Annotated in this window: 18 protein-coding genes and 1 tRNA gene; 13 read left to right on the forward strand and 6 right to left on the reverse strand. The window is 56.7% G+C overall.

The window, feature by feature from the left end:
- Positions 1-16 precede the first annotated feature (16 nt).
- Both L1249_RS09860 and L1249_RS09865 read right to left on the reverse strand, forming a co-directional pair.
- Entirely contained in the window at positions 17-1,252 is a 1,236-nt protein-coding gene (locus tag L1249_RS09860; RefSeq protein WP_089675763.1) for a capsule biosynthesis protein, read from the reverse strand.
- 1 nt (position 1,253) lies between these two features.
- The gene (locus L1249_RS09865) at positions 1,254-3,272 is read right to left on the reverse strand and encodes a capsular polysaccharide biosynthesis protein (RefSeq protein WP_235253549.1); all 2,019 of its coding nucleotides are present in this window, start codon (positions 3,270-3,272) and stop codon (positions 1,254-1,256) included.
- Positions 3,273-3,497: 225 nt separating this feature from the next.
- Between L1249_RS09865 and L1249_RS09870 the strand changes: the two genes are divergently transcribed.
- Complete coding sequence (locus L1249_RS09870; RefSeq protein WP_235253550.1) at positions 3,498-5,513, forward strand: sensor domain-containing diguanylate cyclase; 2,016 nt, start codon at positions 3,498-3,500, stop codon at positions 5,511-5,513.
- Here L1249_RS09870 and L1249_RS09875 read toward each other — a convergent pair.
- Positions 5,510-5,761 (reverse strand): EAL domain-containing protein, encoded by a 252-nt coding sequence (locus L1249_RS09875; protein ID WP_290443988.1) that lies wholly within the window; start codon positions 5,759-5,761, stop codon positions 5,510-5,512. The genes L1249_RS09870 and L1249_RS09875 overlap by 4 nt on opposite strands.
- Positions 5,762-5,845: 84 nt before the next feature.
- Between L1249_RS09875 and L1249_RS09880 the strand changes: the two genes are divergently transcribed.
- Entirely contained in the window at positions 5,846-6,793 is a 948-nt protein-coding gene (locus L1249_RS09880; protein ID WP_044629048.1) for an AEC family transporter, read from the forward strand.
- Between the two features lie 65 nt (positions 6,794-6,858).
- Positions 6,859-6,935, forward strand: a tRNA-Arg gene (locus L1249_RS09885).
- Between the two features lie 31 nt (positions 6,936-6,966).
- Here L1249_RS09885 and L1249_RS09890 read toward each other — a convergent pair.
- The gene (locus L1249_RS09890) at positions 6,967-7,065 is read right to left on the reverse strand and encodes a hypothetical protein (protein ID WP_228168672.1); all 99 of its coding nucleotides are present in this window, start codon (positions 7,063-7,065) and stop codon (positions 6,967-6,969) included.
- On the opposite strand from L1249_RS09890, the gene L1249_RS09895 reads away from it, so the two are divergent.
- The 4 genes from L1249_RS09895 to L1249_RS09910 all read left to right on the forward strand — a co-directional run bounded on the left by L1249_RS09895 (position 7,030) and on the right by L1249_RS09910 (position 11,456).
- Positions 7,030-7,542: a DUF333 domain-containing protein gene (locus L1249_RS09895; protein ID WP_228168685.1), complete on the forward strand. Its 513-nt coding sequence runs from the start codon at positions 7,030-7,032 to the stop codon at positions 7,540-7,542. The two genes, L1249_RS09890 and L1249_RS09895, sit on opposite strands and share 36 nt — an antisense overlap.
- 174 nt (positions 7,543-7,716) lie before the next feature.
- The gene (locus L1249_RS09900) at positions 7,717-9,402 is read left to right on the forward strand and encodes a GGDEF domain-containing protein (RefSeq protein WP_235253551.1); all 1,686 of its coding nucleotides are present in this window, start codon (positions 7,717-7,719) and stop codon (positions 9,400-9,402) included.
- 249 nt (positions 9,403-9,651) lie between these two features.
- Positions 9,652-10,470, forward strand: coding sequence for a methyltransferase domain-containing protein (locus L1249_RS09905; RefSeq protein WP_089674813.1), 819 nt, complete (start codon positions 9,652-9,654; stop codon positions 10,468-10,470).
- Positions 10,467-11,456: a methyltransferase gene (locus tag L1249_RS09910; RefSeq protein ID WP_089674815.1), complete on the forward strand. Its 990-nt coding sequence runs from the start codon at positions 10,467-10,469 to the stop codon at positions 11,454-11,456. Before L1249_RS09905 ends, L1249_RS09910 begins: the two co-directional genes overlap by 4 nt.
- A gap of 3 nt (positions 11,457-11,459) precedes the next feature.
- Here the strand turns inward: L1249_RS09910 and greB are convergent, their stop codons facing one another.
- Positions 11,460-11,993, reverse strand: a complete 534-nt coding sequence (gene greB / locus L1249_RS09915; protein WP_074210417.1) for a transcription elongation factor GreB — start codon at positions 11,991-11,993, stop codon at positions 11,460-11,462.
- A 196-nt stretch (positions 11,994-12,189) separates the two neighbouring features.
- Here greB and L1249_RS09920 point away from each other — a divergent pair, with 196 nt between their 5' ends.
- From L1249_RS09920 to cysN, 6 genes are all read left to right on the forward strand, one after another.
- Entirely contained in the window at positions 12,190-12,834 is a 645-nt protein-coding gene (locus tag L1249_RS09920; protein WP_228168669.1) for a hypothetical protein, read from the forward strand.
- A gap of 107 nt (positions 12,835-12,941) precedes the next feature.
- Positions 12,942-13,589 carry an NUDIX domain-containing protein gene (locus tag L1249_RS09925; RefSeq protein ID WP_228168668.1) on the forward strand — a complete coding sequence of 216 codons (648 nt, stop codon included), beginning with the start codon at positions 12,942-12,944 and terminating at the stop codon, positions 13,587-13,589.
- A gap of 12 nt (positions 13,590-13,601) precedes the next feature.
- Entirely contained in the window at positions 13,602-14,048 is a 447-nt protein-coding gene (locus tag L1249_RS09930; RefSeq protein ID WP_058576390.1) for a DUF1249 domain-containing protein, read from the forward strand.
- A 27-nt stretch (positions 14,049-14,075) separates the two neighbouring features.
- Positions 14,076-14,810 (forward strand): phosphodiesterase, encoded by a 735-nt coding sequence (locus L1249_RS09935; RefSeq protein WP_058576391.1) that lies wholly within the window; start codon positions 14,076-14,078, stop codon positions 14,808-14,810.
- Between the two features lie 115 nt (positions 14,811-14,925).
- Complete coding sequence (gene cysD / locus L1249_RS09940; protein WP_044629057.1) at positions 14,926-15,885, forward strand: sulfate adenylyltransferase subunit CysD; 960 nt, start codon at positions 14,926-14,928, stop codon at positions 15,883-15,885.
- Complete coding sequence (gene cysN / locus L1249_RS09945) at positions 15,885-17,330, forward strand: sulfate adenylyltransferase subunit CysN (RefSeq protein WP_058576392.1); 1,446 nt, start codon at positions 15,885-15,887, stop codon at positions 17,328-17,330. The genes cysD and cysN overlap by 1 nt, the downstream gene beginning before the upstream one ends.
- A gap of 154 nt (positions 17,331-17,484) precedes the next feature.
- On the opposite strand, the gene L1249_RS09950 is transcribed toward cysN, so the two are convergent.
- The gene (locus L1249_RS09950) at positions 17,485-18,300 is read right to left on the reverse strand and encodes a substrate-binding domain-containing protein (protein WP_228168667.1); all 816 of its coding nucleotides are present in this window, start codon (positions 18,298-18,300) and stop codon (positions 17,485-17,487) included.
- Positions 18,301-18,320: the final 20 nt, after the last annotated feature.

The following is an 18,320-nucleotide window of genomic DNA, read 5'->3' on the forward strand; positions in this document are numbered from 1 at the left end:
TACGTTGCATCAACACTCACAGCAGCTTCTCCAGAGGGGATGGGCAGGCCTCTAATATGTGCGCAGCATTATTGACCGCAAGATCGATACTGGGCTGGCAGTAAAAACCGCCGTTTACCTGGGCGGTATGCATCACGGTATTGCGAAAATAGCCGAACAATTCGGCACTGGGCGGTGGTGGCTGGTGCCAAAACTCCTCCAGCGCGCCTTCGTAGGTAAGCCCTGCCAGATTATAAATGGGGTCGCTGAGCGCAAAGGTAGGGCAGTGTGATTCCAGTGAGACGATGCCCACGGTACTGTTCACCGTGACGGTGCCCACTGCATGCTTGATCAGCGCATTCAGATCGCCGGACTCGAGGTACACGATGCGCCCGTTTGAGCCGTAAAAGTTTGAGAGCCGTTCAATGATGCTGGGGTAGTTCACCAGCCCCATGTCCAGCGGATGGTTCTTGATACATAACAGTGCATCGCTGGGTGCATGTTCAGCGAACGACCCCATCACGTGGTCCATGACCTCTTCCATATTGGCATAGGGCGAGTGGTCACGAATTTGGGCGTCTGTGTTGAGCTGTAAGGGCAGCATAAAGTATGGCTTGCCACTTTCGATCAGCGTTTTGATCCGTTCAGCATCGCGTTTTTTCCACTGTTTGAGCAGCGTAAAGCGCTTGATATAGCCTGCATACTCCACTGGTGCGGTAATGGGGGCATGGTTGCGGTAGCGCGGTGCCACGATGGGATTGGCTAGCCCTGCGACGTGGTAGGCCACATCGTGCATAGCGCGGATTTTAAACGATGAGCGAAAGCGTACCGGAGAAGGAAGCCCAGGTAACGCTTTGCCTGTTTCATAAAACCAGGTGGGATCGCGAGGCAGCAGCGAGTGGCCGTTGACTCCCTCACGTTCCAGCGTGATCCAAAAGGGGCGGAAGTAGCCCTCTTCAAACACGTGGGTGCGAATGCCTGCGGCCGGGGCTTGGTCGACCGCTGGGCGGTGCACGGGACGCCGGTCGCCGAACAGGACTTGGTCGGTAATGCCGTAGCGTTGCCATAGAGAGGTGACGTAGGCGGGCAGCTCGCTCAGAGGGCCACGAAACAAGTGGCTATGGCTGTGCGTGCGCTGCCAATAGAGGAGGTCGCCCGCGTTGAAGTGTACTTTCACCACGCGGTGGCCGTCGTCGGTGAGGCGGCGGGCTAAGCGTTGGTAAAAGGGCGAGCAAACGCCTTGTAAGAATAAGAATGCGCGCTTCTGCTTCAACTCAATGGCTTCCAATCAACAAGTTACGATAGCAGCGATAAAGGCGCTGCTTCCATGTAAGTAGCGGTGTTTGTGCAGTAGATTGTTGTAACTTTGCCCGCTCCAATAGGCTGACGACGGTCTCGGCATTGCAAAGCTGACCAGAGGTGGGGTCGATGTAATTGGGGTACAGCAATAGCGTGCCAGCAACCAAGGCATCCAAGGTGAGTGTACGGTTACGCCTTGGGCAGTGCATGGTATCGTGCGTTAATCCCCAGCCTGCGTAAAATGGCAAACCATAGGTCGTCACTTGACGATGACGCAACAGGGCTTCAAAACCGGTCAGCGAGCTCATTGTATGCACGGCATCCACGCGCTCTAGCAAAGCGGTGATGTCGACGTGGCTGGCGTCCAAATCATACAGACGTTTGGCATCAGTATCGAGTTTGCCCACTCGAGCCCCGCTGATCACATCAGGGTGTGCTTTGTAGATGATGAAAGCGTTGGGCTCGGCTTCTCGAACGACTTTGAGTAGCGCGCTATTGGTGCTGATGTCTGGTGAGCCGGTGGCGATAGAGGCATCGCTCTCTACTTGGCCGGGTACCAGAATGATCGTTTGGTTGTCGGGAAGGACGACGTCAGCCGCCCCAGGCACGTTATATTTCGATAGCTTCAGGGTAACGAGGCGCTGGCGCAATTCGCCGGCCCTGGCCAGTAAGTCATCGCTAAATTCATGCTCGTTGAGCAGCGTTTCCAGGTCGCTTGGCTGACTGGGGTCGTAATAAATACCGTGGCGATCTATCACCAGTGACAAGGGGTGAGTGAGGTCGACACCCAGGCCTACCGAGCGGATAAAACCGTCTTCCATGCGCCAAAGATGAGGCAACAGTTCGCTGTGCTGCGTTTTGAAGGTGCCGTCGATACGGCTCGACCATACCAGCAGCCGTTGAGGCTCGACGGCTTGATGGGGGAGTCTCTTTTGATAACGAACGCGGGCAGCAGGGCCCAGAAAATCGCTGATGAAACGTCGCTTCCAAGAGGAGAAGCCGCAAGCGAGCCATGCGCCTCTCAACCGCTCTTGTTGACGCTTTTGGTCAGCGATGAGAGATATCGTCTCTTCCAGCGTGGATGGCTGGCCCGTGTAGGGGTTAGCGTAACGGCAATAGCGAAGATAGGCCGCCGCGAATACTTCTGGCAATGTACGAGTGCGCGTACGCCGAGGGCAGGGGAGTTGGTCTTGGGTCAGGCCCCAGCCAGCATAGAAAGGGGTGCCAAAGCAGTGGACACGTTTGCCCGCCATGAGCGCTTCGAAGCCAAGCTGGCTAGTCACCACATACACATCGTCGACTTGGTCGAACAGGGCCCAGGGGTTGATATCTTCGCTGATGACCTGGCAGCGCGGGTGCTGAAGAGCGCTGGTAAGGTGCCCTTGCTTTTTACCCGCAATCACATCGGGATGAATTTTGACCAGCACTTTGGCCTGGGGGTGATAGGCCAGTGCATGCTCCAGCATGGCTGAAAAACTGGCGGCGCTTGCGCCACCATACTCGATGGATGCATCCCCCGCCGTCTGGTCGACCACTAATACGGTGGCGCCACTAGCGTTTAAACGCTTGTCCGGCGCATGGTTATATTTCGATAAGCGATAACGCCTTAGTAAGGCGATGCAGTGTTCGGCCCTGGATACTTCTTCCGTCGAAAAGTCGGCGGTCGCTAGCCACTGCTCTAGGTCGCTGGGTCGTGAGGCGTCGTAGTAAATGCCGCTGTAATCCACTACGAGACTATGCGGTTGGTAACCGGCACTACTAAGCCCTAAAGAGCGTAAAAAACCATCTTCCAGGGCGACGTAGGGAAGACGACGCTTGTTGGCGTAGCGCCTCGCTCGGCGGCTGGTAGGTTTCAACCCCCATCCAATGACGGCGTCTGGTTGGGCACTGAGGGGACGAAGCGGAAGGACGTCGTCGAATTCTCTTAAAAATGCGGCGAGTGGTGTGATGCTGCCAATGCCTTTAGAGGTGTAACCCGCCGTACGTTTTGCCATGGAGTGTGCCGAAATGTTTTGTCGGGTGGTTTGCGAGATAGGCGGCGAACATACGTGAAATAAGCGTGGTTATCAATTCGCACACGCTTGTCTTAGAAAATAGCTAAGTTGATTTGTCTCAACGCGCACATTTCAGTTGTTTTTGATAAGTTATTTCTTTCGAGCCATGATAGCGTCTGAACTCGCGAGCCTCACTCAAGGAAATTAACGAAATAGGGATTTCTGGTGCGCCTAGCCCCCCCGATCCATCGACTGATTACGTTTCGTTCGCTAAAAAGCCGGCTGCTGCTGGGGCTTTCCTGTGCGCTGGCCATTTTGGCGGGGGCCGTGCTGGGCATGGCGTGGCAGGTCGGCAAAATCATGGTGCACGAGACCAATATCGCCCACCTGCGCTATGAAGCCGATTTGCTGGCCGATGAGATTACCCAACAGATCAACCAGCGCATCAACGCACTACAGCGGTTGAGCGGGGTCATTGGGCTGTCAGACGATCCCACCTGGTTGAATTACGAGCTGCAGAAGAACGACTCCCTGCTGACTTGGTTCGAAGGTTTGATGGTCAGCGATGAGAACGGCGTGATTTTGAGCGACTGGCCGAGCGTGGTGGGGCGAGTGGGCCTCGAGACCAAAGACCTCGAGTATTTCAAAATGGTGCGCGGTATTCGCCGCCCCTACGTGAGCGAACCCTTCGTGGGCCGGGCTAGCGGTATGCCGCTGGTGCTCATTAGCATTCCCCGCTTGGATGAAAACGGGCGTTTTTCGGGCTTTGTCGGTGGCATCGTCAGTCTCAAGAGCAGTGGACTCTTCGATCGTTTGAGCAGCATTCGTTTGGGTGACAATGGCTATGCGGCCGTTTCGACCGCCTCTGGCAAAATTCTTTACCATCCTGATCACGAGTTGGTGAACGCCGAGATCAGCAACGTCCAATTGAACCCGATGTTAGAGCTTGCGCTGGCGGGTTGGAGAGGGGAAGGGGTTGCCGAACTGTCGAGTGGTCGCGTAGCGCTGCAAGCGTATGCCCAAGTGTGGCCAGCCGATTGGATAGTGGGCCTGTTTTTGCCCACCACTCAAGCACAGTTACCGCTCGCGGGGTTCATTTACAAGCTGCTGGGCATTTGGTTCGTCCTGGCGCTACTCATGATGCCGCTCTTATGGTGGCTGCTGGCTCGCATTCTCAAGCCATTGGACTATCTTGAATCGCAAATTGGTGAAGTGGGTAAGGGCGAGCGCGCGAGTCTCGATCTCGCCACCAGCATGCAGGAGTTGCAGCAAGTCGCGATGACTTTCAACCGCGTAGAGCATGAGCGCCAGCAGTTGGTCGGCCATTTGCAAGAGCGCCAGGCGTTTTTGGATTCCGTATTGAGCGCTACACCCCAGGGCATGTTCGTTGCCAATTTTGGCGGTAAGATCACTTATATGAACCCGGCACTGCTGGAGATGCTGGATATCCCTCCCGATATGCCCATGGAGGTGTGGATGGAGCAGGTGCACCCTGACGACCGAGAAGGGGCGAGGGACATGTGGGTTCACAGCTTGAAAACTGGTAGCGATTTCGTGCGCCAACTACGGTTCGTGCGCAGCGACCATGAAACGCTGTGGCTGGACATTCATGCACGGGTGGTCATGTTGTCTCAAGGGGGGCACTCGCTGGGCTTGGTCGGGGTCGTGAAGGACATCACTGAGCGTCGCCAGCAAGAGGCGTTGCAGCGCTGGGAGGCAGAGCACGACCCGTTGACGGGGTTGCTCAATCGACGTGGATTCGAGCGCCGGTTGGAAGAGGCATTCGCCGACTTCCAGAAGACCAGCACGCCCTCTGCGCTGCTTCTCTTCGATCTGGACCATTTCAAGCCTATCAACGATGAGGGCGGCCACGCGCTGGGAGACGAGATGCTCCGCCGTATCGCTCAAATCGTGGCCTGGGAAGTGCGTGGCAGTGACCATGTGGCGCGCCAAGGGGGAGATGAGTTTGCCGTGCTGCTGCCCAGCTGTACGCTGGGACAGGCCGAACGTATCGCAGAGTCGTTGCGTCAATCGGTGAGTGAGGTGACCGTGACCCATGAGGGCAAAGAGTACAGCGTGACGCTCAGCATCGGCGTGACGACCTTCGATGAATGCGACGAAACGGTGGATGTGGCGATTTCCCGGGCAGATGCGGCCAGTTATGAAGCCAAAGGGGAGGGGCGAGATGCCGTGGTGGTCAAATTGCCCGAACAGTTCGACCCCATAGAGCTATTCGGTTAAGACGCGTCTGGGAAACCTTCCCGCTGCCAAGTGATCAGCCACTGGGGGAGCGCTTCGGCGGGCACGGGGCGCGCGAACTTCTTAGCCAAGAAGACGATACTCTCTACGATCGTACGATCATCTTCGCTCGCCAGCATATCGCGAACGAAGTCTCTATCGACTTTGATCAACTGCACCGGCAGGCGGTGAAAGTACGCCAGCGACGAGTAGCTGGTGCCGAAATCGTCCAGCGCCACGTCGATCCCCAGCCGTTGACAGACTGTCTAGCGAGTCGACAAATCTCAGTCAACGGTAGAGTATAAGAGGATGCTGATTCGACTGAGAGCGCCTTCGTGGACTTACTTGAACTCTTTACACGCACCCTAGACGTTACCCTGCCCGTTTTTGCCATGGTGTTCATCGGGATTGCCTTGAAGCGCCTGGGCTGGATCGATAGTGCCTTCATTTCGACCGCCTCGTCTCTCGTGTTCAAAGCTACACTGCCCACGCTGATCTTTCTCAGCCTAGTCAAAGCTGACTTGAGCGTTGCTCTAGATGTGCCGTTGCTGCTCTTTTTTGCCCTCGCCACGTTGGGCCAGTTTTTGCTGAGTTGGGGTTGGGCGCACCTGCGCGTGCCAAGAGCCGACCGTGGCATTTATGTTCAAGGAGCGTTTCGCGGAAATTGTGGGGTCGTAGGCTTGGCCTTGGCGGCGGGCATGTACGGCAATTATGGGTTATCCGCCGGTAGTTTGCTGCTGGGGGTGGTGATCGTGATGTATAACGCGCTCTCCGTTGTTGCTTTGGCAGCCTATCAGCCCGGCCAAGCGACCGATTGGCGGAGTTTGCTGGGTCATATTATTAAAAATCCGCTGATTCTTTCGGTGTTCGCTGCGCTCCCTTTTACCGCTTTCTCGGTGTCACTGCCCAGCTGGGTGATGACCTCGGGTAATTACTTTGCCTCGCTCACGCTACCGCTCGCGTTGATATGCATCGGCGCAACGCTATCGGTATCCAGCATGCGAGAGGGAAGTCAAGTGGCGCTCAGCGCCAGCAGTATGAAAATGGTGATTTTACCCGTGCTTTCCACATTGGCTGCGTGGCTGATGGGGTTTTCAGGGAATCAGCTCGGCCTACTGTTTCTTTTCTTTGCCAGCCCCACTGCTGCCGCCAGCTTCGTGATGGTCAAAGCGATCAATGGGAACGTGGCCTTGGCCGCTAATATCATCGCCATGACCACGCTCATGGCCAGCGTGACCGTGACACTGGGTATCTTCGCTCTTCGCCTGCTCGGTTGGATATGACCTCTGCCGATGCAAAACCGCGGTTGGCCGGGGCGGATCAAACCGCTATACTATGCGCCCCGTAAGTCCCTGTAGCTCAGTAGGATAGAGCAGCCGCCTCCTAAGCGGCAGGTCGCAGGTTCGACTCCTGCCAGGGACGCCAAACGCCCCCATATCTTCTTCATTTCTAACGACTAGCGCGGCGCGCCTAGCGTTTGCACCCAGTAGTGCGTAAATCGCGAGTCACTATCTTCTGCATGCGCCATGCCCATATCGGTAAAGGCATCGTTCATGAGGTTGCGGCAGTGGCCTGGCTTTCGATCCAGCTTTTGATGGCTGCGTCGGCGGAGGAGGCGGGCGCATGCGTTATCCAGAGCGTTGTCATCCACGCGATCGAACAAAGCGCCCGGGCAGCCGGGCGCTTCATGAACGGCTTATCCACTGAACTTCTCGTTTTCGTCCAAGTTGGGTGTCGCGTCTTTTTTGAGATTGGCTTTGGCGATTTCGTACAGCTGGAACGTTTTGCTCTCTTTGGCTTTCCAGTGCCCACCCATTTCTACTTTTTGCCTGCCACCAATTTCTCCATATACAGCAGATCGTTGATGAGCGTGGCAAGCCGCTGCACGTTGCGCTGGGTGGCAGCTGCGGCGTATTGCGTCAGCCTGGGCGGCGAGCGCCTCACCCGCGAAAGCGCTTTGGGAACGGGGCGTTACTGTCGACTGCCGGATCGAAAACGAGTGGCATTTATATCGAACAGAGCGATTGGATAATGATTAACGCCACCAACGAATAGGCGTTTGAAACGCATCAAACGTGCTATCAACGCAATTTTGAGTGTATAAGGTTAGCGTTAATAAAAAATAGGGTGAGCTGGTGGGTCACGCCAGCTAGGGGATCGGATGGGTACGTTCAACGTCTTGTTGCGCTTTTTATGCGTAGGAATAATGGCTTGCTTGCTGTTGCTGTCCGGTTCTTTGGCCTACGCTAGCGCGCCTGCACCGCTGACCGATTGGGAGTATCGCTGGGGAGATGCTCCTTTAGAAGATGACGCGCCTTGGAGCCCCATCGATTTTCCTTCTAACCCACCGGAGCGCAACGGCCAGAAGTCCGTTTGGTTTAAAACGGTCTTGCCAGAGGGAGAGTGGCGTGACCCAGTGTTGCACATTACCAGCATTAACTTGGTGGGGCAGATCTACCTCGATGGCACGCTGATTTATCAGCATGGCGATATGGAGGAGCCTCGTTTCATCGGTTGGCCGTGGCATTTGGTTCCGCTGCCGGAGAATTCGGCGGGCAAGACGCTGGCGCTGCGTATCTACTCCGATTACACCAGCATCGGGCTGTGGGGCGATGTAGAAATCACCGATCGTATCGATGCGCTGAAGGGGATGCTCCACGCTTCGGTACAGGACCTTGCGGTGAGTGCCTTCAGCCTGCTACTGGCGATGTTGGCAGCGATTTTTGCCATGATTGGGCCTGAGCGTCGGGGCTTTTTCGCCATCGCGCTGTTTGCGTTTTCGTCAGGGTTGATGCTGTTGGCAGAGGCCCCCGTTCGGCAGCTGTTGGCAGACGCGCCGCTTACCTGGGACATTTTAAGAGCCGCCAGCTACTTTACACTGCCCATTGCCATAGGCTTGTTGCTGAGCCACTGGTTGGAGGGTGTACCAAAGCGCTGGATGAGGCGTTTATGGCAGCTCCATTTGGCGTACCTCGTGGTTTCGATTGGTCTGGTCGCACTTGGCGTGGTGAACTTGGCACTGACGTTCCCCATATTCGATGTGCTGCTGTTGCTCACGCTCCCCCTCATGCTTCTGCTGGCGCTGCTGCGGGTGCGTCGTTTGAATTTGGAGCAGCGACTGTTCGTCACTAGTTTCCTGCTGTTTGCGCCACTTCTGTTGCTGGACATGTTGGTGGCGCACGAGCTGATACCTCGGCGCGACGTGCCACTGAGCTATGGGGCGTTGGGCTTCTCTTTGGCTATCGTGGGGATTTCGCTGTGGCACTACCGTCATACGCAGCGTCAGCTTGCTTCGGCCAACCAGACGCTAGAAGCACAGGTGACGGCGCGGACAGCAGAGCTAGATACCTTGGTCGAGCAGCTCAAGGGGCTCTCGCTTCAGGATGCCCTGACCGGTCTCAATAACCGTCGCCATTTCGACGCCTTGCTACATCAGGAAATGGCGCTCGCGCAGCGTAAGGGAAGCCTGCTTTCGCTGCTGATGATCGATATCGATCATTTCAAGAAAGTGAACGATAACTTTGGCCACGACGCTGGCGATGCCGTTTTGATCGAGGTCGCGGCGCTGTTAAAGAAGCATTTTCGCGGTACGGACGTGGTGTGCCGGTTGGGGGGCGAGGAGTTCGTCGCACTCCTACCGGGCACCGGAGCGGCCGAGGCCCAAACGCGTGCCGAGAAACTGCTGAAGGCACAGCGTAACCAAGCGTTGAGTCACCTTCATCAGCCGCTTGGACGCATTACGCTCTCTTGCGGAATCGCCACGTATCCAGCTCACACCATGGACCCTAAAAGGCTACTGCGCTTGGCCGACACAGCGTTGTACAAAGCTAAGAATAACGGCCGCGACCGTTGTGAAGTATGGGAAGGGGCCGTGTCGTCCAGCGAGCAGTAGCTAGCGGCTATGATGCTCAGCATATACGTAATGGTGAGCGTAAAGAGAAAAAAGCCGTTGGCAGCTGCCAGCGGTGGTGCAAGCCGCCAAAGTGCTGCCCTCCAAACAGTCGTCTGCGGGTGAGTGGGAGCAGTTCTAGTCCTGCTGTGACCATCGCGCCTTGGACTGCTCAACCATGCTGCCTGGGGTGCGATTTTCCTGACGATAACGGGTAAACTAGCGCCCCTTTAAACTGTGGTGGCTAGAGGCATGCACCCGACCTACGAATTAACCGACGCTGGCGACCGCTACTTTGATGGCTTGGCAGATAAGTTCTCTCGCTCGCTCTACCAAGCACCCCGGGGCGAGCTGCGCCTCGCGATGCTGGATTATCTTCTGCCGCAAATGCTGCACTTAAAGGCCCAGCCGGTGCTGGATGTCGGCGGTGGGTTGGGGCAGCTCTCCGGTTGGTTCGCGGCACGCGGTCACACTGTCAGCATGACAGAGCCTTCCCACGATATGCTGGCCCACGCTAAGGCGTGGCACGCTGAGCAAGAGGCCGCTGCGGTGTGGCCACCGGGGCAGCTTCGCTATGTGGAAGCTCCTCTACAGGCGCTGCCGAGCCAAGCGCCCGGCCCCTGGCCGCTGATCACCTGCCACGCGGTATTAGAGTGGTTGGGCAATCCCGAGCACGCGCTGCAAACCCTGGCAACGCTGCTGGCGCCTGGTGGTCAACTCAGCCTGATGGTGTTTAACCGCGACGCGCTGCGCTTTTCTAACGTGGTGAAGGGCAACTATCAAAAAGCCTTGAGTGACCAGTTAGAAGGCAAGGGCAAGCGCCAGCGCTTAACGCCGATCTCCCCAGTTACCCATGATGAGATTTGCCAGTGGGTGGGCCAGAACGGCTTACATATCGAGAGCGTTGCGGGCATCCGTATTTTTCAGGATTACGTGCGCCAGGCCCCAGAGAAGGCAAGCGATCAAGCAGCACTGCTAGCGCTTGAAAAGCAGTACTGCCAGCAAGACCCTCATTGGCGCTTAGGCCGCTATTTACTTTATACCGTTACCAAACCTGAGGCTGATGTATGAGTGCACAACTGCCCGCCTGCCAACTGCTTGAACGTTACTATGGGCAGGCCGCCCGGTTATGGCCTGTCGCGCCCCCGGAAGATACATGGCTGTTAACCCACTCCGCCGCGATGGTGAGCGACAACGTCGCTCTGCGGCAGCAGTGGCAGGCCAGCGGACGCCTAGCCGTTAGCCCTTTCGAGCCGTTCGACTACCTACCCGACGGGCAGGTGGTGCTGTTCTGGCCCAAAGCCCACCAGCTAGGCAAGTGGTGGCTTGAGTGGCTTTGCCACGTGCTACCTGACAAGACGCCGCTCGATATCGTCGGTGAGCACCAAGGGGGCATCAAACGTGTTCCCAAGATGCTAGACGAGCTGGGCATGAGCTGCGACAAGCTCGATAACGCCCGCCGCTGCTCGCTGTTTGCCACCCGCACGGTGAAAATGGAAGCGCCCGAAAGTGCCTGGCAAACCTTTGATGCCCTGGATATGCGCTTAGTGAGCCATCCTGGCGTGTTTGGCCATGGCAAAGTCGACGAGGGAACGCAGCTACTGCTGCAAGCCCTTGAAGAAACACTACCGAAAAAAACGCTGAAAGTGCTGGATATGGGCTGCGGCGACGGCATTATCAGCGCCTGGCTGGCTAAACGTGGCCATGCGGTCACGGCTGTCGATGTCAGCGCCTTTGCCGCCGAAGCTTGCCGCCGTACCCTTCACGACAATGCGCTGGATGGCACGGTGCTGGAGAGCGACGTTTACTCCGCGCTGGAGGGCGAGCGGTTTGATGTGATTATTAGCAACCCGCCGTTTCATCAGGAGCGAGATATTAGCTATGGGCCTAGCACGCGGTTAATCGACGAGGCGCCGGAGCATCTCAATGCAAAAGGACAGCTCATTCTGGTGGCCAATGCGTTCCTGCCTTACCCTGAGCGGCTGCAGCGTGCCTTGGGTGGCTTTGAGACGCTATCCGATAACCGCCGTTTTCGGGTGTATCGCGCTACTAAATAGCTGTTACGGATGGCCATAGCGAATGGCCGTCACGGTATAGAACGTTTCGCCGTTGGGCGTTAGCACCGTGACATCGTCGTCGACCTCTTTGCCCAGCAGTGCCTTCGCCAGGGGGGCGTCGATGCTGATCCAACGCTTTTGGGTATCGAGCTCATCGTGGCCGACGATACGAATATCCAGCGTTTCTCCCTCTTCATCCTCCAAGCTTACGTACGCGCCAAAAAAGATTTTATCGGTGTTAGCGGGCAGACGATCCACCACCTGCAGTTCATCAAGCCGTTTGGTTAAATAGCGGATGCGGGCAATGACCCGGTTTAGCTCCTTTTTGTTATAGGTGTAATCAGCGTTTTCACTGCGGTCTCCAAGCGCGGCGGCTTCGCCCACTTTCGCTGATAGCTCAGGGCGTTTTACCCGCGAAAGGTGATCCAAAATGCCGCGCAGACGGGCGGCACCTTCTGCAGTAATCAAATGACTTTTCGGTTCTTGGCGAGGATCTTTGGCCGGATCCCGCCAGCGGGTCATGTTGCGACCTTTCATAAGCCAATCTTCTCCTTAAGTGCCTTGTAAGGCTTTCCTACCAGGGCATCAAGCTTACGCTACGGGAAGGTTTTATAACAAAGTCGCGATTCTCTGGCGAATCATTCAAACGTTCGTTACATTGTCTAAGTAAGCCGATACTTGGCTTGAAGAGGTTTATAAATACAGTCGTTACAACAACAAACCTGGAGTGACTATGCGCGCTATTCCATTATCTCGCTTATTAATCGCCGCAGCCCTGGGCAGCACGCTGGCCCTGGCGCCTCTCAATGCCTCAGCATTTGAAGGGGAGGTTTTCTCGCTGAAAAACCGCTGGGAGCATACAGTAACGGAAATGCCTGCCAACCAGAGGGAAGGTACGCTAAAAGCGCTCGCCAGCGAAGCCGAACAGCTAGCAAGCCAGCATCCTAATGAAGCCGAGGTGCTGATTTGGCAGGGTATTGTGCTGGCCTCTTACGCCCGCGAGCGCGGCGGTTTGGGGGCTTTGGGTACGGCCGGTGACGCTCGTGATGTGCTGGAGCGTGCCATTGAGATCGACCTCACCGGTGGCAACGGCTCGGCCTATGTCACGCTGGGCGCATTATATGACCGTGCCCCAGGTCGCCCGCTGGGATTTGGTAACAGCGATACTGCCGAGCGCATGTTCCAGCGTGCGCTTGAGCTTCGCCCCGACGGCATCGACGTGAACTACTACTACGCGGCGTTTTTAAAAGAAGAGGGCAACACTCAGGCGGCACGGGAGCATGCCCAGCGCGCGGTGAACGGCACGGCCCGAGAGAATCGCCAAGTGTCAGATGAAGCGCTACGACGGGATGCCGAGGCTCTACTCAGCCAGCTCTAACGTAGCCAGTATCCTTTCGATGACGATGACACGCGGTTAATCACCGCATTGGCATTCCCGGTGGGCAGCATTGATAATAGTTCGATTGTTATCATCGGGAGTGCCGTATGGGCCCTACGCTTGGTCGTGATGATGTCGAACTCATCCAACGCGACACCCTTTATCAAGGTTTTTTTCGCCTAGAAGCACTGGAGTTGCGCCACCGGCTGTTTGAAGGCGGCTGGAGCGCTACTATGCGCCGAGAAGTGCATAACCGTTTCGATGCAGTGGGTGTGCTACTGTACGACCCGCACCGTGATGCCCTGGTACTCATCGAACAGTTTCGCGCTGGGGCAATTGACGACCCGACCTCCCCCTGGAAATTAGAACTCGTGGCAGGCTTGGTAGATAAGGATGAATCCCTGGAAGACGTAGCCCGTCGCGAAGCCATGGAAGAAGCGGGTTGCCAAGTGGGGCAATTAACCAAGTTGCATACCTACTACCCAAGCCCGGGTGCCTGCAACGAACGTGTGACGCTCTTTTGCGGGTTGGTGGATACTCACGGCTTAGGCGGTGTGTATGGGGTCGAAGATGAGCACGAAGATATCCGCGTGCACATTGTAACGTTTACCACCGCTTGGGAACTCCTAGAGCAGGGAAGACTCGACAACGCCATGTCTTTGATTGGGCTGCATTGGCTGGCGGGGCAGCGGGCATCGCTGCGTGCCGCGTCTCAACGCGCCGCCCTCTCGAATACTGACGCCAAGCGAATCTAGTAAGGAGTCATCATGGCAAGAGCCGCCTACGTCACCGATTTAAAAACCCTGCAGGGCGAATGTAGCGCTAACTATCTGCGCCTGCTGCGCCTAGTAGGGGATATGGAGAGCGGTCAGCGCCGTGATATCGCACTACGCAGCGACCATCAGCACTTTGGTGACCTGCATTTAGCGATACTGCAGGAAGCGCCCTATACCACCCTGGTAGAAGTGACCCAGAGCGGGCCGCTGGACGCAGTGATCGAAGGCCCGCGCATGCGCGTACATCTCTACCATGATGTGCGTATGGCGGAAGTGGTCGACTTTCAACGCGAGCGCCATTTTAGCGGCCGCTATCGCTACCCCAATGCCCGCATGCACCAGCCGGATGAAAAGCTGCAGCTCAACTGCTTTTTGGGTGAGTGGTTGGCCCACGGGCTGGCCCACGGCCATACCGTGGACATGCCCGAATTGCGTTGATGGAATGTCGTTAATGGAGCTACTGTCATGAGGCTGATTCAAATCACTGATTCCCATCTTTATGCCGATAAGCAGGCACGCTCCCGGGCGGGAATTCCCTGGCAGCAGTTTCAACGTGTGCTGGAGGCTGTGATTACTGAACGACCCGATGTCGTCGTGTTCACGGGTGATATCAGTCAGGATGAAACCGCCGCTTCCTACGCCCTTGCTTGCGAGGCGCTTTCGGCGCTGCCATGCCCGTGGTTCTGGATTGCTGGCAACCATGACCAGCCAGAGCTGATGGCCGCCGAACATCCGCTGTTAGAGGAGGTGGACTTGGAGCAATGGCGCTTACTGCTGCTCAACACCCAGGTAGTGGGCAAACCCCACGGCGAGCTGGGGAGTGCTGCCTTAAGCGCTTTGGCAGAACGGCTTGAGCAAGACGACCGGCCAACCCTTATTGCCATGCACCACCCGCCTGTGGACGTAGGTGCTGCCTGGATGGATGCCATTGGCTTGCAAGACCGCGACGCTTTTTGGCAGTTACTCAGTGCCTATCCGCAGGTGAAAATGATCCTGTTTGGCCATGCTCACCAAGCCTACGCCCAGCATCATCAAGCAGCTGGCACCGATATTGGTGTCTACGGTTGCCCCGCCATGGCTGACCAGTTTTTGCCGGGAGCGGAGCAGTTTGCCATCGATGAAGCCTCACGCCCTGGCTATCGCGTGGTCGACTTCAACGCTCACGAGTGGCAGACCTGGATTGAGCGTGTGGTTGTCTAAAGAGCCTGTTAGGCGTTATAGGTATAAAAAGATAGTTATTAATTCTTTTGGGTTATTATTGGCATAGCGTTACCCTACCCATAAAAGCAAGCACCGTTTTGTGAGGGAGTAGGTAATGAACCAGTTTTCTGCGCCGTCGGCAGCGACGCAAGAGGTGCCCATCGCACCGGATGCCGCCCGACTGACCCACCTGAAGCAGCTCGAAGCTGAATCGATCCATATCATCCGGGAAGTAGCGGCAGAGTTTCGCAATCCGGTGATGATGTACTCCATCGGTAAAGACTCCTCGGTGATGCTGCACCTAGCGCGTAAAGCCTTTTACCCTGGCACGCCGCCGTTTCCGTTGATGCACGTGGACACCACCTGGAAATTCCGCGAAATGATCGCTTTCCGTGACCGTATGGCGGAAGAGGCGGGCATGGAGCTGATTGTGCACACCAACGAAGAGGGGCGGGCAGCTAACATCAACCCCTTTGATCACGGTAGCGCGAAGTACACCGATATCATGAAAACCCAGGCGCTCAAGCAGGCGCTGGACAAGTATGGGTTTGATGCTGCCTTCGGCGGTGCGCGTCGTGACGAAGAAGCCTCCCGTGCCAAAGAGCGCGTCTACTCCTTCCGCGACAAGTACCACCGTTGGGATCCCAAAAATCAGCGCCCTGAGCTTTGGAACGTCTATAACGCCAAGGTCAATAAAGGCGAATCGATTCGCGTCTTCCCGCTTTCCAACTGGACCGAGCTGGATATCTGGCAGTACATCTACCTTGAGTCGATTCCGATTGTGCCGCTGTACTACTCCGCCAAGCGCCCGGTGGTTGAGCGCGACGGTATGCAGATCATGGTGGACGATGACCGCCTTCCATTGGCCCCAGGCGAGGTGCCGGAGGAGAAGTGGGTGCGTTTTAGAACCCTTGGCTGCTACCCGCTCACCGGCGCGGTGGAATCCACGGCAGCAACGCTACCGGAAATTATCCAAGAGATGCTGTTGACCAAAACCAGTGAGCGCAGTGGCCGTGCCATCGACCACGATCAGGCCGGCTCCATGGAGAAGAAAAAGCGTGAGGGGTACTTCTAATGGCGCACCAGTCAACGTTAATTGCCGATAACATTGAGCAATACCTGCACGAGCACGAAAACAAAGACCTGCTGCGCTTTATTACCTGCGGCAGCGTCGACGATGGTAAATCCACCCTGATCGGGCGGCTGCTTCACGACTCCAAAATGATCTTTGAAGATCAGTTGGCAGCGATTACCAAGGCATCTAAAACCAGCGGCACCACTGGGGATGCGGTGGATCTTGCTTTGCTGGTGGACGGCCTACAGTCCGAGCGGGAGCAGGGCATTACCATTGATGTGGCTTACCGCTTCTTCTCCACAGAAAAGCGCAAGTTCATTATTGCCGATACCCCTGGGCATGAGCAGTACACCCGTAACATGGCGACCGGTGCCTCCACCGCAAGCTTGGCGATTATTCTGATCGACGCGCGCTACGGCGTGCAGACCCAGACACGCCGCCACAGTTTCATTGCCGACCTACTGGGCATTCAGCACTTAGTCATTGCGGTCAACAAGATGGATTTGGTGGGCTTCTCAGAAGCGCGCTTTAACGAGATTGTCGAGGAGTACCGGGCGTTCGCTAAGAACCTGCAAGCCCCGGATATCCGCTTCGTGCCGATGTCGGCACTCAACGGCGACAACGTGGTCAACCCCAGCGAGCAAACGCCCTGGTACTTTGACGATAGCCAGCGCTACGGAGGCAAAACGCTGATCGAGCTGCTGGAAAGCGTCGAAATCAGCCGCGATCAAAACCTCACCGACCTGCGTTTGCCGGTACAGTACGTTAACCGCCCGAACCTGGATTTCCGTGGCTACTGCGGTACGCTCTCGGCAGGCGTGTTGCGCCCTGGCCAGGCGGTCAAAGCGCTGCCGTCGGGTAAAACATCCCGCGTGGCCCGCATTGTCACGTTTGATGGCGATTTAGACGCGGCGTACCCAGGCCAAGCGATTACCGTCACTCTGGAAGATGAGATTGATATCTCCCGTGGCGACTGGATCGTGAGCGCCGATGCTGAAATTCCGCTCTCTAACGTGTTCAACGCTGATATCGTGTGGATGCATGAAGACGCTCTCACGCCCGGCAAGCTCTACGACATCAAGCTCGCCACCCGCGACTTAGCGGGGCAGGTGAGTGCCATTGAGTACCAGATCGACGTTAATACGCTGGAAAAGCACGCTACCGATTCACTGGGGCTGAACGCCATCGCCCGCTGCGAGGTGGAGTTAACGGCGTCCATTCCGGTAGACGACTACCGTACTAGCCCGGGTACCGGCAGTTTTATCGTGATTGACCGTTTGACCAACGTGACGGTAGGTGCCGGTATGATTCGCGGCGTGGCTAACGCCCGTGAACAGGCCGCTACCACCGATTGGGCCGCCTTTGAGCGTGACCTGAACGCGCTGGTACGCAAGCACTTCCCCCATTGGGAAGCAAAGGATGTTCGCGAATTGCTGAGCCGCTGAGCTGACGCCGCGTTATCTAAATCATAGCCCTAGAATCATAGTCCTAAAACCATAGTCATAAAACAAGGCCTGCTGCACTTGGTGCAGCAGGCCTTGTTGCGTTTGCCTCAGTGGCGGTGTATGCCAATACCGCCAAAGGCTCTTCTGCAAAAGACTACTTGGCGTTAGGGAAAAACAGCTGTTGGCCGCCTACCTCGAAGTCAGCAATCGCCTGCTGACCCTCCTCAGAGACGAGCCACTGGTGCCACTGAGCGGCTAAATCATGCTTTAAGTGCGGGTGGCGTTCTTCCGAGAGCAGCAGGCTGCCGTACTGGTTAAACAGCGCTTCGTCACCTTCGAACAGCAGTGTGAGGTTTTGCGGATTATCGAACGCGACCCAGGTGGCGCGGTCGGTAAAGGTGTAGGCGTCCATACCCGCAGCGGTGTTTAGGGTCGGGCCCATGCCACTGCCCAGCTCGCGGTACCACTCGCCTTGGGGTGTCACGCCCGCATCTTCCCACAAACGCAGTTCGGCGCGGTTCGTGCCGCTGTCATCGCCTCGTGAGGCAAATGGTGACCCGCTCTCGGCGATACGCGCAAAGGCGTCTGCCACGCTCTCGCTGTCGCTAATGCCTGCCGGGTCGTCGCTGGGGCCTACGATCACGAAGTCGTTATACATGACGTCCAAACGCTCCGTGGCGTAACCGTCCGCCACGAGCTGCTCCTCGCCTGCCGTATCGTGTACCAGTAGGCTGTCAGCATCACCACGGCGGCCGATCTCAAACGCTTGCCCAGTGCCCACGGCCACCACGCGCACGTCGATGCCGGTGGCTTCGGTGAACGTGGGGATAATGGCATCGAACAGCCCTGAGTTCTCGGTGGACGTTGTGGAGGCGAGTGTAATGAAGTCGTCATCCGCGAGTAGCGAAGCACTCCAGGCCAAGGCGGTCGTGCATACGCTGGCGGTGATAAGCGTGGTCGTTGTCTTCACGGTCTGCTCCTTTGGGTCTT

The organism is Halomonas sp. Cn5-12, from assembly GCF_021532545.1.
Taxonomy (GTDB): Bacteria; Pseudomonadota; Gammaproteobacteria; order Pseudomonadales; family Halomonadaceae; genus Vreelandella; species Vreelandella aquamarina.

Bases quoted from the DNA above. Each gene is read 5' to 3' on its own strand.
- L1249_RS09865 (WP_235253549.1), bottom strand. From the start codon at position 3,272: ATGGCAAAACGTACGGCGGGTTACACCTCTAAAGGCATTGGCAGCATC.
- L1249_RS09895 (WP_228168685.1), top strand. From the start codon at position 7,030: ATGCGCCATGCCCATATCGGTAAAGGCATCGTTCATGAGGTTGCGGCA.
- L1249_RS09890 (WP_228168672.1), bottom strand. From the start codon at position 7,065: ATGAACGATGCCTTTACCGATATGGGCATGGCGCATGCAGAAGATAGT.
- L1249_RS09900 (WP_235253551.1), top strand. From the start codon at position 7,717: ATGGCTTGCTTGCTGTTGCTGTCCGGTTCTTTGGCCTACGCTAGCGCG.
- L1249_RS09905 (WP_089674813.1), top strand. From the start codon at position 9,652: ATGCACCCGACCTACGAATTAACCGACGCTGGCGACCGCTACTTTGAT.
- L1249_RS09910 (WP_089674815.1), top strand. From the start codon at position 10,467: ATGAGTGCACAACTGCCCGCCTGCCAACTGCTTGAACGTTACTATGGG.
- greB (WP_074210417.1), bottom strand. From the start codon at position 11,993: ATGAAAGGTCGCAACATGACCCGCTGGCGGGATCCGGCCAAAGATCCT.
- L1249_RS09920 (WP_228168669.1), top strand. From the start codon at position 12,190: ATGCGCGCTATTCCATTATCTCGCTTATTAATCGCCGCAGCCCTGGGC.
- L1249_RS09925 (WP_228168668.1), top strand. From the start codon at position 12,942: ATGGGCCCTACGCTTGGTCGTGATGATGTCGAACTCATCCAACGCGAC.
- L1249_RS09930 (WP_058576390.1), top strand. From the start codon at position 13,602: ATGGCAAGAGCCGCCTACGTCACCGATTTAAAAACCCTGCAGGGCGAA.
- L1249_RS09935 (WP_058576391.1), top strand. From the start codon at position 14,076: ATGAGGCTGATTCAAATCACTGATTCCCATCTTTATGCCGATAAGCAG.
- cysD (WP_044629057.1), top strand. From the start codon at position 14,926: ATGAACCAGTTTTCTGCGCCGTCGGCAGCGACGCAAGAGGTGCCCATC.
- cysN (WP_058576392.1), top strand. From the start codon at position 15,885: ATGGCGCACCAGTCAACGTTAATTGCCGATAACATTGAGCAATACCTG.